Origin of the sequence: Paraburkholderia aromaticivorans (assembly GCF_002278075.1) — a bacterium.
Taxonomy (GTDB): Bacteria; Pseudomonadota; Gammaproteobacteria; order Burkholderiales; family Burkholderiaceae; genus Paraburkholderia; species Paraburkholderia aromaticivorans.
Map to the genome: position 1 here is coordinate 2,296,558 of NZ_CP022990.1, position 13,416 is coordinate 2,309,973.

Genomic DNA, 13,416 nt, shown 5'->3' on the forward strand with positions numbered 1-13,416 from the left:
GAAAACATCGATGAATCAAAACAAGGTATTCAGGCTTGTAGGCGGAGCACTGCTGGTTCTGGCCTCACTCCACGTGCACGCGCAGAGCAGCGATGCCGCCGCGGCGGCGGGCCGGTCTCACGCGTCGGACGCGAAAGCCGTCAAGGCCGCCGACCGTGCGCTTCAGAAGAGCGTGGTGCGCGCGCTGAGCAAAACGAAAGGGCTCAGGTCCGCCACGATTACGGTGAGGGCGCGCAGCGGCGCGGTGATACTGGAGGGAACCGTGCCTGAACAGTCGCAGGTCGGCCTGGCGACTCAGGCTGCTGAAGGCGTTGAAGGGGTGACGTCGGTGACGAACACGCTGACGTTATCCACGTTCTAAAGAGCATTTCAAGCGGTTTTGCAACGAGGTCGGGGCCTGCTCACGGTGTGTGAGCGGGCCCTTTGTACGAAGCTTTAACCGGTCACCGATTTGCATTCGAGAAACTCAGCCAAGCCTTCTCGACCGTACTCCCGACCGTTCCCGGATGTCTTGTAACCGCCGAACGGGACCGTAATGTCCAGCATCGCGCCGTTGATCCGCACCGACCCCACGCGCAGGCGCGCGGCCACACGGCGTGCGCGTTCGGGGTCGCTGGTGGCGATATAGCCGGCGAGCCCGTATTCCGTGTCGTTGGCCATTGCAATGGCCTGGTCCTCGCTGTCGTACGGAATCATCACCAGCACGGGTCCGAAAATTTCCTCGCGGGCGATCTTCATGTCGTTGCGTACATCCGCGAAGACGGTGGGGCGCGCGTAGAAACCCTGCGCAAGTCCCTCAGGTCTGCCGGGACCGCCCGCAATGACTCGCGCGCCTTCCTCGATCCCGGCGCGGATCATGTGTTGAACCTTCTCGTATTGCGTGCGATTCGAGATCGGGCCCATCTTGGTGGCCGGGTCAGCCGGATCGCCGACGACGATCGCGTTGGCGACCGCCGCCGCAATCGCCGTGGCGTCGACGTATTGTTCGCGCGGCACCAGCATGCGGGTCGGTGCCACACAGGTCTGTCCGGAATTGACCATGCACTGGGCCACCCCGCTTGTCACTGCTGCCTTCAGGTCGGCGTCGTCGAGAATCAGCAGGGGTGACTTGCCGCCGAGTTCCTGGGCGACGCGCTTGACCGTGGGCGCGGCGCTGACGGCCACTTCAACGCCGGCGCGTGTGGAGCCGGTGATCGACACCATGTCCACGTCGGGATGCGACGACAGCCGCGCGCCGACGACGCGTCCCTCGCCGAAAATCATGTTGAAGACGCCGGGCGGCGTGCCGGCTGCGTGCATGATTTCCGCGAAAATGACCGCGTCGAGCGGTGCGATCTCCGAAGGCTTCAGCACGACGGTGCAACCGGCTGCCAGGGCCGGCGCGACTTTGGCGGCGATCTGGTTCAGCGGCCAGTTCCACGGCGTGATCAATGCCGCGACGCCAATCGCTTCACGGCGCACGTAGCTTTTGTCGTGTTGAGTCTCGAACTCGAAATGGCGCAGCGTTTCCACCGCGGCTTGAAGCTGCGAGAGGCCGATCGCGGCCTGCAAATGCTTGCACAGCGTAATCGGCGCGCCGATTTCGATACGAACTGCCTCGGCGAAGTCGTCGAGCCGCGCGCGGTAGCATTCGATGATCCGTTCGAGCAGCGCGATCCGCTCGGCGCGGCTCGACTCCGACCAGACCGGAAAGGCGGTTCGCGCCGCGGCGACGGCTCGATCCGCGTCTTGCGCGGTCCCCATGGTGAGCCGTCCGGTCAGCGTCTCGGTGGCAGGATTGACGATGTCCGTCTGCGTGCTGCCGGCCGAGGGCTCGACCCATCGGCCGCCGATATAGAAGGTGTTCAACGTTTTCATGTCGTTTCCTAAGGTGCTGCGCGGCGCGTCGAACTCAGGCCGCAAGCGGACGATCGCCGATCACCGTCGCGCGCATCATGTGGCGCGGGGCCGGGAAGTAATCCTGAACCGCGTAATGCTGGCACGAGCGGTTGTCCCAGAAGGCGATCGTGTTGGGGCGCCACTTGAGACGGACCTGATATTCCGGCGCCTGGGCCTGGCGGAACAGGTACTGCAGCAGATCCATTTCGGCGAGCTTGTAGTCGAAGCCGACGCGATATTCCCTGGCGGTCAGTTGGCCGTAGTTCGACAGATGCGTGGTAAACGCCTCGTTGACGTAGAGGATCTTCTCGCCAGTTTCGGGGTGAACTCGCACAACCGGATGCTCGACGGGTGGGAACTTCGCGCGCATCGCAGCGTGCTGATCCTCGGGCACCGCAATGCCGAATAGCGGCAGGAAGTCGTGAACAGCCTTGAGGCCGGCGATTCTCGTCTTCACGTCGCTGGGCAGATTGTCGTAGGCGGCGACCATGTTGATCCACATGGTGTCGCCGCCGACCTCGGGGCATTGCACGCATCGCAACATGGAGCCCATCGACGGAATCTCGCGCCACGATACGTCGGAGTGGTACAGGTTCTCGCGACCGCGCTTGGACTCGTTGCGGCCGAGTATCACCAGTTCCGGATGCTCGGGATGATGAGGGAACGCGGGATGGATCTCCAGTTCACCGAATCGCTTCGCCACGGCGACATGCTGGACCGCGCTGATGTCCTGATCGCGGAAGAACAGCACCTTGAACTTCAGTAGTGCGCGGCGCAGCGCGGCGTAGGTTTCGTCGTCGAGCGGATCGCGCAGATCGACGCCGCGAATCTCCGCACCGATAGTGGGCGTGTAGCGTTCGACGGCGAACGGCCAGGCGTCGTCGGCGTTGATATGCGCCACGGTCGAATCGGGTGCGATCTCTGTTGCTTGCATGTCATGTCTCCATGGGTCTGGGCCCGCGTATGCCGCGGCACGGGGGGCTCGCGGCGGTGGGGGCGGTTTCACAGGCGAACGCGCTGCGCGTTCGCCGGATTCTTGTTGCGCGCGCCGCTTGTCACTGGCCGTTGCAGCGCGCGGAGCGGCGGCTATCGGTTGTCGGCGCGGATCAGGTCGGCGGCCTTTTCGCCGATCATGATGGCGGGCGCGTTGGTGTTGCCGCCGATCAGTGTGGGCATGATCGACGCGTCGGCCACGCGCAGGCCCGCAATGCCGCGCACACACAGGCGCGGGTCGACCACCGCCATTGCGTCGATGCCCATCTTGCAGGTGCCCACCGGGTGAAAGACGCTGTCGGCGCGACCGCGCACGAACGAGCGGATGGCCTCTTCGTTCGAATCGTCCGGCCCGAAGCCGTCTGTCTCCAGTTCCTTTCCGCCCGCTTCGGCCAGTGCCGGTTGAGCGAAGATACGGCGCACGATCCTGACGCCGGCGACCAGCGCATCCATGTCGGCCTCTGCCGACAGAAAGCGCGGGTCGATCGACGGTGCGTCGCGCATGTCCGCGCTGCGCAGACGCACGTGGCCTCGACTCTGCGGACGCAGAATGTAAGCGTGACAGGAGTAGCCGTGCCCGAGTTCGCGACGTTTCGCCACGTTACGATTGCCGAGCAGCGCGACAACGAAGGCGAGCTGCAGGTCCGGGATGGCGAGGTCGGGGCGGCTCTTCACAAAGGCGCCCGCCTCCGCGAAATTGGAACTGACCATGCCGCTGCGATCGCGCCGGTAACGCCACATTCCGGAGGCGAGCCGCAAGAAGCCGCCTGCCGAGTAGCCGAAGAGGTCGTTGGACTTGACCTGTTTATTGACGATCACGTCGAGGTGGTCTTGCAGGTTCTCGCCCACTCCGCGCAGGTCCTGCACGACCTCGATACCGTGGCTGCGCAGATGCTCGGCCGGACCGATGCCTGACGCCATCAGCAACTGCGGCGAATTGAAGGCGCCGCAACTGAGCACGACTTCGCGGCGGGCCCGCAACGTCTGCTCGACACCCGCACGCACCATGTGGACGCCGCGCGCACGTCGCTCCTCGATGACAAGGCGCAACACCTGCGTGTCCGGGAGTACATCCAGGTTCGGGCGGCCGCCATTCAGGTTCCCGTCTTTCGCGTTGCCGCCGTGCAGGTAGGCGCGCGCGGCATTCCAGCGTTCGCCGTTGAACTGCGTGACCTGATAAAGGCCGGCGCCTTCCTGCTCCGCGCCATTGAAGTCCGCGTTCAACGGCAAGCCCGCTTGCATCGCGGCGTCGACGAAACGGCGGGAGAACGGATTGGGCGTACGCAGGTCGCTCACGTGCACCGGGCCGTCGCCGCCATGCCACGGATCGTCGGTGCGTCCAGCGTGGCGTTGGTTGCATTCGCTGCGGCGAAAGTAGGGCAGTACGTCGTCGAAGCTCCAACCCGTGCAACCCAGGCCTGCCCATTCGTCGTAGTCGTTGCGATGGCCGCGAATGTAGACCATGCCGTTGATCGACGAACTGCCGCCCAGCCCGCGTCCGCGTGGCTGATAGGAAGGCCGTCCGCCGAGATCGCGCTGGCTTTCCGTGTAATAGGCATAGTTGCGCGGCCCGGCCTTTTGCACGGTCGATGCGAGACCTATCGGCACCCATACGCTCAGGTGATGGTCGTGCGGGCCCGCCTCGAGCAGAGCGACCGTGACCGAGGGGTCTTCAGCCAGTCTGGCGGCCACCGCGCAGCCCGCGGAGCCCGCGCCCACCACGATATAGTCGTACTCTGCTGCGATCATCGTACTGCCAGCCTTGTTACCCGCTCTGATCATGGCGCCTCTGTTCATTGGAAGGGATTTGCGCACGCGCGGCGGGTGTTGCCTTTTATCGCCGCGCGATGACGCGATTAGCCAGCCGCATCAAGCCGCAGCTTGCGTCGCAAAGTGATTGAGTGTTTTGTGCGAGCGATCCGGATGAAGCCAGCGCAAGGCGGCGAGGGAGGCCGCGATCAGCAGCATGGCACTGACCGTAAAGCCGAGTTCATAGGCATGGCTGCTGCCGCCGCCGTACACCTGTACGATGCGCCCCATCACGGCTGGTGAGAACGCGGCGCCAAGACTCGCGAGTGCCGTGTGGATCGCGACGAGCGAGCCGCGCTGGGTGTCCGGGACCATTTCGGCGAGCAGGGCGGGCGCCAGCGTGAAACTCAAGGTCGGCAATGCGCCGGCCACCGCGAGTACCGCCACTTTCTGCAACGGCGGCAGGTGAAGCAGCATGAGGGTGATATACAGCAACGCCCCGGCAAGCGCCGACAGGCAGATCAGATGGACACGCGCCTTGCGTGTGGACACGCCGCGGCCGAGCATGCGCTGCGATAACCAGCTCAGCCCCACGTTGACCGGCGTCGCGGTCGCGACTACCACGGCGAAGCAACGGCCCGCATCGACACCGCTGAATCCGAGCCCCTTTTCGAGGTAGGTGGGTATCCAGGTCAGGCTCAGGCCCAATGTCCAGTAGGCGGTGAATCCGAGTGCGAACACGGAGATGACCGAACGGTCCCGGAGGATTTTCCGATAGGGCAGGCGCGGCGCCCCGGTTCGGTCGATCGGCGCGACTTGCTGCCTGCCGAGTCCGCCCTCGCGTCCGAAGCACGCCCACAGCACGCTCCACGCCGCACCTATCGCGCCGAGCAGCAGAAAGTTCATCCGCCATCCCCACTGCCGGGTGACGAGCGGAATCAGCAGGCCGGCCAGCAGCATGCCGAAGGCCGCACCCTGGTTGATGATCGCGACGGGCAGATTGCGTTTGCGGTCTGGGAACCACTTGAACAACGCGTGCACGGAGACGGGAAACGCCGGACCTTCGGCGGCACCCAGGATCACGCGGCAGATGAGAAGCCCCAGCGCGCTCGTCGCCATGGCTTGCGGCAACTGGAGTACCGCCCAGCTCATACCCATCGCCAGCAATAACCAGCGGGTCTGGAAGCGGTTCGAAAGAAATCCCACGAGGACTGTGGAAATGGAGAAGAGCCAGAAGAAGCTGCCGGCGACAAGGCCGAATTTCTCCGGGGACAGATGCAGTTCAGCCGTCAACGGCACTGCCACGAGACCGAGCACGATCTTGTCCAGGAAATTGATGAGGGCGAGCCCCGTCAGCAGGAAGGTCATTGTCCACGCGGACTTTGCCTGGAAATCAGGGGAAGCGGTCATAGGTTGTCTCCTGTAGTCCTGCTCCCGGCGAACTTCGCTGTCCCAACCGGTAATGCGGACTTTGTAGCGCCACGGTAAAGGGTGGGCGTGGGTGGGCAACCACCCGGAACAGGTAGGCTAGGGAAAACCTTGTTGCCCTGAATGGCGAAATGTCCCGTTATTCATGCGGACATTGCCGCGGAGGGTGAGTGCTCTACCCGACCGGGGTAGTGGCATTGACGAAGCGTTGCCTTACTGTGACTCCATGAAGTATCGAGCGGGACCGCGGGTCATATCCGTGTCGGTCTGCATGAGAGGAGAGCCAGTGAATACCCCGGAAACATCGTTGCGCCGTCTTGTGGAAAAGTGGTTGGGTCCGGCTTCGGCAATGCGGGCGCGCGTGACGCTTTTCAGTCACTCCCGGGCGAGCCGGTGGCGTTATGTGTGCGTGGCGTCGAAGCGGGCGACCGGAGAACTGTCGATCTTTTTCTTCCGCCACGACGATGGTTCGTGGTCGATATTTCCCCCGCAGACAAAGCGGCCGTCGATGAACGTGGCGCGCATGCCGGTTGTGAATGGCGCGGCAAAGCCGGCGGCGTCGCCGGGTTGAGGTCGACCGATTCGAGGCGCCTCGTGGATCGACGCGTTCGAAGAGTCCGCTCGGGCGCGGCATTGTGGTGTTGAATCAAATAGACAATATTGGAGATCGGTGCAGTGTCAATCCCGACAGTCCTGGGTGACGATGAGCTCGCCCGCGAAGCAATGGAATACGACGTCGTGATCGTCGGCGGCGGCCCGGCTGGGCTGTCTGCGGCGATTCGCCTGAAGCAGCAGGCGGCTGAAAAAGGCGCTGAAATTGGCGTGTGCGTACTGGAAAAAGGCTCGGAGATCGGGGCACATATCCTCTCGGGCGCGGTGATGGATCCGCGCGCCATGACCGAGCTGATTCCGGACTGGAAGGAAAAAGGCGCTCCGCTGACCGTGGATGTGACCGAAGACAAATTCCTGTTCCTCACCGAAACGGGTTCGAAGAGCGTGCCGGTCTGGGCGCTGCCGGATAACTTCAGGAATCACGGCAATTACGTGATCAGTCTCGCGAACGTGACGCGCTGGCTGGGTCAGCAGGCGGAAGCACTGGGCGTCGAGATCTTCCCGGGTTTCCCGGCTGCCGAGATTCTCTATGACGACGACGGTTCGGTCAAAGGCGTCGCGACCGGCAATCTCGGCATCGGCAAGGATGGCCAGCCGACCGAGAACTTCCAGCTCGGCATGGAACTGCACGCGAAATACACGCTCTTCTGCGAAGGCGCGCGTGGGCACCTGGGCCGTCAACTGAACGAGCGGTTCAAGCTGCGCGAAGGCGTCGATCCGCAGGTCTACGGTATCGGCATCAAGGAACTGTGGGAAATCGATCCGTCGAAGCACCAGCCCGGTCTGGTGATGCACACCGCCGGCTGGCCGCTGGAGAACGACACCTACGGCGGCTCGTTCCTGTATCACATGGATAACAACCAGGTGGTGGTGGGCTTCGTGGTCGGGCTCGGCTATACCAATCCGTATCTGTCGCCGTTCGAGGAATTCCAGCGCTACAAGACGCATCCGGCGATCCGCGCGATTCTGGAAGGCGGCAAACGCGTGTCGTACGGCGCGCGGGCGATCACGGCGGGTGGCCTGATGTCGCTGCCGAAGCTGGTGTTCCCGGGCGGCGCACTGGTCGGCGACGACGCGGGCTTCCTGAACGCGTCGCGGATCAAGGGCTCGCATGCGGCGATCAAGACCGGCATGCTGGCCGCCGAAGCGGCGTTTGAAGCCGTGCAGGCAGGCCGCACCAGCGATGAGCTCACCGCCTATCCGGAGAGCTTCAAGACCTCGTGGCTGCACACCGAACTGCATCGCGCGCGCAACTTCAAGCAGTGGATGAGCAAGGGCCTGTACCTCGGCACGCTGATGGTCGGCATCGAGCAGAAGCTGCTGGGCGGCAACGTGCCGTGGACGCTGCATCACCAGCATTCGGATCACGAGATGCTCAAGCCCGCGTCGCAATGCAAGCCGATCGTGTATCCGAAGCCGGACGGCAAGCTGACGTTCGACCGGCTCTCCTCGGTGTTCATCTCGAACACGAACCATGAAGAGAACCAGCCCGCTCACCTGACGCTGAAAGACCCTTCCGTGCCCGTGAACGTGAACTGGCAGACCTACGCGGGTCCTGAGTCGCGTTACTGCCCGGCAGCGGTGTATGAGTTCGTGAAGAACGACGACGGCAGCGAACGCCTCGTGATCAACGCGCAGAACTGCGTGCACTGCAAAACCTGCGATATCAAGGACCCGACGCAGAACATCGTGTGGGTCACGCCCGAAGGCGGCGGCGGTCCGAACTATCCGAATATGTGATCGGCCTCGCAGCCAGACAGGACACGGCCTCGTCAAACCCAACGTCGGCGTTCGAAGCATCGACGAGGGCAGCTATCGAGGCTATTTCTCTGTCTGCCTCGCCATGTGCGAAATCCTCCCCCTCACCACCTCAATGGCCTGTTTGAGGGCGTAAATATCCGGAAGATAACGCTGCGGCAAGCGTATCTGTCCGGCGTGCGCGTCGATCTGCTCGATCTCGTCGCTCCATCGGGAAATCTGCTCCTTGCTCGGCCGCTCGCTTCGCCAGATCTCATCTTCCAGCAATTTCACTTCGCGGTACCAGACCACGAGGCGGTTCTTGATCCGCGTCTCCGCGATCCGGGGCAGCGCCTGCAGCACGCCGAGCAGCAGGGCCGCGAACGGTAGCAGGATCAGAAGACGCCGTTCGATGAAACTCGCCAGCCAGAACGGCAGATAGCGCTGCAGGAACGGACGGCCAGACTTGAAATAGCGGATGCTTTCGTCGGAAACCGGAAATTCGTCGGTGTTGACGTTGGGAAACGTGCCGAGCGGCGTGAAGTAATCCTCGCGGCCATGGACGGTGCTGGCTACATCCAGCAACAGATAGACGAAGGCAGGGTGCAAGGAGTCCTTGGCGACGAGCAGCGCCGTGGCGGCCAGCAAGGTGACATCGGCTTGCGGACGATCATTGGCAATGCTTGTCGAGCCACGCGGAAAAATGACTTTGGAGAGCGACGGAAATTTTTGGACCAACGCGTCGGCCTGAGCGAAGCTCATGAGCTTCAGATCGCTGTTCAGCAGCGTTCGTTGTATCTCGGCATCCGGCCTGCCGATAAAGAACGCGGCGTCGAGTTGTCCGGTTTCGAGCCCTTGATAGGCGTTGGCAGCGTCGAATTGAAACAGCCTGGCATTGCTGGCCGACACGCCGCTATAGTCGAGCAGCAGTTGCGCGACGTTGAGCAGACCGCTGCCGGGAACGCCTATGGAAATCCGCTTGCCGCGCAGTTGCGCCAACCGGTCGATCGGGGTGTCGCCGCGATAGAACACCCAGATCGGTTCGTACGAGACCGCGGCGATCGTTTTCAGGTCGTCTGTCTCTTTCGGACGAGTCGTGCCTGACTGGATAAAGCCCACCTCGTACTCGCTGCCCGGGTCCTTCAGCCGCTGATAATTCTCGATCGAACCGGAAGAACTCCGGATCTCGAGCGTGACGCCTTTGCGTTTGAGGATCGGCGCGTAGCGGTCCGCAAAGCCGCGATAGATTCCCCCGTCCGCCCCGGATGTGATGACGATCGTATGCTGGAAAGCAGGCTGGAGAATGATCGCCAGCAGCCAGCCCGATATGGCCAGCAGGAGAATCGCGCCCGTGGTGAAGAGCCACCGGCGCTTCGGCTTCATGGGTGGTTTCCGGGCGCGATGGAGAACTGGGTCGTTTGCTGGCACGATTCGGTCTCTCTGGTCAGCCCTCCGGGCGGGAGGAACACAACGCTGCCTTAACGTGCGTAGACTGCAGGCTACCTGGCTTCATGTCAACAATCCGCTAGGCGCCTGCTTGCTCGATCGTATCCGCGTTCAAGCCAGGGCCACGACGGCGCATCGGTCTGCACGACGGCGTGCGCGCGCCCTTGGGCGTCAGATAACCTGACGCGCCAGTCGCGCCCTCTCAAGCCAGGGCCACGACCGCGATCTCGACGAGCAACTCGGGCGCGGCCAGCTTCGCCTGCACCGTCGCGCGCGCGGGTGCGCTGCCTTGTGGCACCCACGCGTCCCATACCTCGTTCATCCCGGCGAAATCGTGCGCGATGTCCGCGAGCCAAACTTGCGCGGAAACAAGGCGCGTTTTGTCGATGCCGGCCTTCTCCAGATAGTTGTCGATCTTCTCCAGTACCTTCGCGGTCTGGATTTTCACGTCAGGAGTGTGATCGGCGGAAGTCTGGCCGCCGACGAACACGAGGCCGCCGGCCTTGACCACGCGGCTCATACGCTGATTGGTTTCGATACGAACGATATCGGTCACGACAATTTCTCCGGTTGAAGTCGAACGAAGCCGCCGCGCGCGCTGACTGCGGTCGCGACGGAACAAAAAAATGAAATCGGTCAATGCGTCGCGAGAGACGAAGCGCCCGTGACGGAAGACGGCGTCGTGCCGCCGAAGCGGTCGATGGCAAACGCATCGAGCGAAATCGACGGCGCGCCGTCGAGCATCAGTTCGGACACGAGCTTGCCGCAACCCGGCCCGAGCTGAAAGCCGCTGCCGCAATAGCCGAAGGAGTAGTACAGATCCGACGCCTTGCGACTCGCGGAGATCACCGGCAATTCGTCTTCGGTAAAAGCCTCGACGCCGGCCCACGCGCGGTTCACACCGAGATTGCGCAGATGAGGAAACAGATCGGTCACGGTCCGCGCGCTCCGCACGAGACGCGCGAAATCGACCTCGCCGTGACGATTGGCCAGATCCGCGATGCCGATCAGTTTTCCGCCGATGACCACCGTGCCGTTGTCGAACTGCTTGAAGGACAGCGGCCTGCCCGTGGCGCCGAGCGTCGCGGAACAGAACGGCGCGACCCGGTGCGTGACCATCAGCATCAAACCTTCGGGATGCACCGGCACCGGCTCGCCGACCTGCTTGGCCAGTTCGCCGGACCAGGCGCCCGCGGTGACAAGCAGCTTGTGCGCGCTGAACGTGCCGTGCGACGTGACGGCGAACCATCGCGTGCCGCGCTGCTCGATGCGGCGCACCGGCGTGCCTTCCAGAAACCGCGTGCCGAGTCGCTGCGCGGCGAGCCGGAAGGCCGTCGTGGTTCGATACGGCAGCGCGTAGCCGTCGCGCTCCACCCAGATTCCGCCGGTGACATGGCGCGCGAGCGCCGGTTCGAGATCGAGCACGGTCTGCCGGTCGATAACCTTTTCGTGCGTGAATCCATGCGATTCGAGCAGCGCGACACGCTGGCGGCACGCCTCGAGTTCGTCATCCGTCTCGGCGATTTTCAACTGGCCGGAAGGCACGAAGCCGCCATCCTCGCCAAGCAGATCGGTCATGCCGTGCCAGATTTCCCGCGACATCAGCGCAAGCGGGATTTCCGGCACCGGACGGCCGAGCGTGCGTACGCCGCCCGCATTCACGCCCGACGAATGACGCGCGACATAGTCGGCTTCGAGCACGATCACCTTCGCGCCGCGCTTTGCCATGTGGAATGCGCTGCTCGTGCCGTGCAGCCCGCCGCCGACCACGAGGACATCGGCTTCCTGGATGTCGGTCGTGTCATTCACCGGCGAGTTCTCCGAGCGTGAGTGGCTTGATGGGTGGACGGATGCGGTAGTAGCCCACTTCGGCGGGCGAGACGCGGCGCGCATCGGCGATTACTTCGGTGACCGTGAGGCCGCACATGCGGCCCTGACACGGACCCATGCCGCAGCGTCCGAACGACTTCGCCTGATTCGGACCGACACAGCCGAGCTCGACGAACTTGCGCAACTCGCCCGCAGTGACTTCCTCGCAGCGGCACACAATGGTCTCGTCGCGCGGAATGCGGTTGATGTCGCGCGGACGATACAGACTGTCGAGAAACGGCCGGATGCGCATCACGCCCGCGAGCGCGCGGCGCAGCGCGACGGCTTCGGTATCGCGTGTCGCGGGTGTGATCGCGCCGAGTTGCGCGGCCACCGCGAGGCCGGCGAGCGTGCCCTGCAAAGCGGCCGCCTGTGCGCCGCCGATACCCGCGCCATCGCCCGCGATGAAGATGCCGGGCACGTCCAGTTCGCCCCACGCATCGACTCGCGGGGTGAAGCAGAGTTGCGCATTGTCCCAGCGGTGCGAGGCACGCAGTGCTTGCGTGAATTGCGTATTCGGCACGACGCCCTGATGCAGCAGGATCACATCCGCTTCGATACGATGCGCCGTGCCTTGTGTCGTGAAGTGAAGCGCGGCGGCGCGCTCGACGTGATCCGTGCCGATGCGCGCTTCCACGCGCAGATCGTCCGCCGCCTCGAAGATCGGCACACCCGCTTCGCGCAGCGTGCGGATCAGTTGCAAGCCTTTGCTCAGGAACGGCCATGCGCGCAGTGCCGCGAGCATATGACGCTTCGCGCGCCAGCGGTCTTCCTGGCGCGTGGTATCGACCAGCGCGCGAATCGGCACGCCGGCGCGCACGTATTGCCAGCCGAGCAGATACAGCAGCGGTCCGCAGCCGGCGAGCACCGGCGGCGCGGCCGGCACTTCGCCCGCGCTTTTAAGAAGAATCTGCGCGGCGCCCGCCGTCAGCACGCCGGGCAGCGTCCAGCCCGGAATCGGGAAGGGCCGCTCCAATGCGCCGCTCGCGAGAATCACGCATTGCGCGTCGAAGCTGCCGATCTTGCCGTCTTTCAGATAATTGACGCCGCGCTCGCGCGTGACCTGCCACACGGTCGCATGAGTCACGTGCTGTGCGCCGCAAGCGGCGAACGCATCGGCGATGGCGGCGCCCGCCGCGTAATCCGGCCCGAGAATCTCCTTGCGCCGCGAATCGGCGCGGCCGATGCCGCGATAAATCTGGCCGCCCACGGCGTCCTGTTCGTCGAGCAGCACGGTTCTGAGGCCGGCGCGCGCCGCGCGCGTCGCCGCGCTCATGCCGGCGGGACCGGCGCCCACCACGACGACGTCGACGGCTTCGGAAGCGAACTCGGAGGCGAAATCAGCGGCCATGGGCGTTCTCCAGCGGGGTATCGGTCAGGTTCGCGGGCGGCAGATCGCGCGCGCCTTCCTGCGAGCGGATTCGCATGCCGGCTTGGACTTCGACCATGCAGGCCTGGCGGCTCGGCACGCCGTCGATTTCGACGAGGCATTCGAAGCACGCGCCCATCATGCAGAACGGCGCGCGCGGTGCGCCGGACACGGGCGTCGCACGAAAGCGCGATACGCCTGCGGCGAGCAGCGCCGCCGCCACGGAGCGGCCGCCCGGCACGGACAGCGGCTGCTCGTTGAACCAGATGTCGATGGCTGCGCCTTGCGCGTCCGGCAACGGCTTGAAGAGTGTGTGAGTCGATCGGGTAGTCATG

General features: G+C 64.1%; 12 protein-coding genes. 3 read left to right on the top strand and 9 right to left on the bottom strand.

Annotated features, from left to right (window positions below):
* Positions 1-10 precede the first annotated feature (10 nt).
* Positions 11-361, top strand: coding sequence for a BON domain-containing protein (locus CJU94_RS29885; RefSeq protein ID WP_095422183.1), 351 nt, complete (start codon positions 11-13; stop codon positions 359-361).
* A gap of 74 nt (positions 362-435) precedes the next feature.
* Here CJU94_RS29885 and CJU94_RS29890 read toward each other — a convergent pair whose 3' ends face one another.
* The 4 genes from CJU94_RS29890 to CJU94_RS29905 all read right to left on the bottom strand — a co-directional run bounded on the left by CJU94_RS29890 (position 436) and on the right by CJU94_RS29905 (position 6,030).
* The gene (locus CJU94_RS29890) at positions 436-1,857 is read right to left on the bottom strand and encodes an aldehyde dehydrogenase family protein (protein ID WP_095422184.1); all 1,422 of its coding nucleotides are present in this window, start codon (positions 1,855-1,857) and stop codon (positions 436-438) included.
* A 34-nt stretch (positions 1,858-1,891) separates the two neighbouring features.
* A complete protein-coding gene (locus CJU94_RS29895; RefSeq protein ID WP_095422185.1) occupies positions 1,892-2,812 on the bottom strand; it encodes a TauD/TfdA dioxygenase family protein in 921 nt (306 codons plus the stop codon).
* 152 nt (positions 2,813-2,964) lie between these two features.
* Positions 2,965-4,653 carry a GMC family oxidoreductase gene (locus CJU94_RS29900; RefSeq protein WP_095422186.1) on the bottom strand — a complete coding sequence of 563 codons (1,689 nt, stop codon included), beginning with the start codon at positions 4,651-4,653 and terminating at the stop codon, positions 2,965-2,967.
* A gap of 87 nt (positions 4,654-4,740) precedes the next feature.
* The gene (locus CJU94_RS29905; RefSeq protein WP_095422187.1) at positions 4,741-6,030 is read right to left on the bottom strand and encodes an MFS transporter; all 1,290 of its coding nucleotides are present in this window, start codon (positions 6,028-6,030) and stop codon (positions 4,741-4,743) included.
* Between the two features lie 304 nt (positions 6,031-6,334).
* On the opposite strand from CJU94_RS29905, the gene CJU94_RS29910 reads away from it, so the two are divergent.
* Complete coding sequence (locus CJU94_RS29910) at positions 6,335-6,619, top strand: hypothetical protein (RefSeq protein WP_095422188.1); 285 nt, start codon at positions 6,335-6,337, stop codon at positions 6,617-6,619.
* 152 nt (positions 6,620-6,771) lie between these two features.
* Positions 6,772-8,400, top strand: coding sequence for an electron transfer flavoprotein-ubiquinone oxidoreductase (locus tag CJU94_RS29915; protein ID WP_095422189.1), 1,629 nt, complete (start codon positions 6,772-6,774; stop codon positions 8,398-8,400).
* A gap of 81 nt (positions 8,401-8,481) precedes the next feature.
* Here CJU94_RS29915 and CJU94_RS29920 read toward each other — a convergent pair whose 3' ends face one another.
* The 5 genes from CJU94_RS29920 to CJU94_RS29940 form a co-directional block, all read right to left on the bottom strand.
* The gene (locus CJU94_RS29920) at positions 8,482-9,780 is read right to left on the bottom strand and encodes a TAXI family TRAP transporter solute-binding subunit (RefSeq protein ID WP_244221013.1); all 1,299 of its coding nucleotides are present in this window, start codon (positions 9,778-9,780) and stop codon (positions 8,482-8,484) included.
* A gap of 265 nt (positions 9,781-10,045) precedes the next feature.
* Complete coding sequence (locus CJU94_RS29925; protein WP_095422854.1) at positions 10,046-10,399, bottom strand: RidA family protein; 354 nt, start codon at positions 10,397-10,399, stop codon at positions 10,046-10,048.
* An 80-nt stretch (positions 10,400-10,479) separates the two neighbouring features.
* Positions 10,480-11,652, bottom strand: a complete 1,173-nt coding sequence (locus CJU94_RS29930; protein WP_095422191.1) for an NAD(P)/FAD-dependent oxidoreductase — start codon at positions 11,650-11,652, stop codon at positions 10,480-10,482.
* Positions 11,645-13,063, bottom strand: coding sequence for an FAD/NAD(P)-dependent oxidoreductase (locus CJU94_RS29935; RefSeq protein WP_095422192.1), 1,419 nt, complete (start codon positions 13,061-13,063; stop codon positions 11,645-11,647). Before CJU94_RS29935 ends, CJU94_RS29930 begins: the two co-directional genes overlap by 8 nt.
* Entirely contained in the window at positions 13,053-13,415 is a 363-nt protein-coding gene (locus CJU94_RS29940; protein WP_095422193.1) for a (2Fe-2S)-binding protein, read from the bottom strand. The genes CJU94_RS29935 and CJU94_RS29940 overlap by 11 nt, the downstream gene beginning before the upstream one ends.
* Position 13,416: the final 1 nt, after the last annotated feature.

What these genes read in the sequence shown, in the direction of transcription:
- CJU94_RS29935 (WP_095422192.1), bottom strand. Translation starts at nt 13,063, where the DNA reads ATGGCCGCTGATTTCGCCTCCGAGTTCGCTTCCGAAGCCGTCGACGTC.
- CJU94_RS29915 (WP_095422189.1), top strand. Translation starts at nt 6,772, where the DNA reads ATGGAATACGACGTCGTGATCGTCGGCGGCGGCCCGGCTGGGCTGTCT.
- CJU94_RS29905 (WP_095422187.1), bottom strand. Translation starts at nt 6,030, where the DNA reads ATGACCGCTTCCCCTGATTTCCAGGCAAAGTCCGCGTGGACAATGACC.
- CJU94_RS29900 (WP_095422186.1), bottom strand. Translation starts at nt 4,653, where the DNA reads ATGATCAGAGCGGGTAACAAGGCTGGCAGTACGATGATCGCAGCAGAG.
- CJU94_RS29895 (WP_095422185.1), bottom strand. Translation starts at nt 2,812, where the DNA reads ATGCAAGCAACAGAGATCGCACCCGATTCGACCGTGGCGCATATCAAC.
- CJU94_RS29940 (WP_095422193.1), bottom strand. Translation starts at nt 13,415, where the DNA reads ATGACTACCCGATCGACTCACACACTCTTCAAGCCGTTGCCGGACGCG.
- CJU94_RS29920 (WP_244221013.1), bottom strand. Translation starts at nt 9,780, where the DNA reads ATGAAGCCGAAGCGCCGGTGGCTCTTCACCACGGGCGCGATTCTCCTG.
- CJU94_RS29890 (WP_095422184.1), bottom strand. Translation starts at nt 1,857, where the DNA reads ATGAAAACGTTGAACACCTTCTATATCGGCGGCCGATGGGTCGAGCCC.
- CJU94_RS29885 (WP_095422183.1), top strand. Translation starts at nt 11, where the DNA reads ATGAATCAAAACAAGGTATTCAGGCTTGTAGGCGGAGCACTGCTGGTT.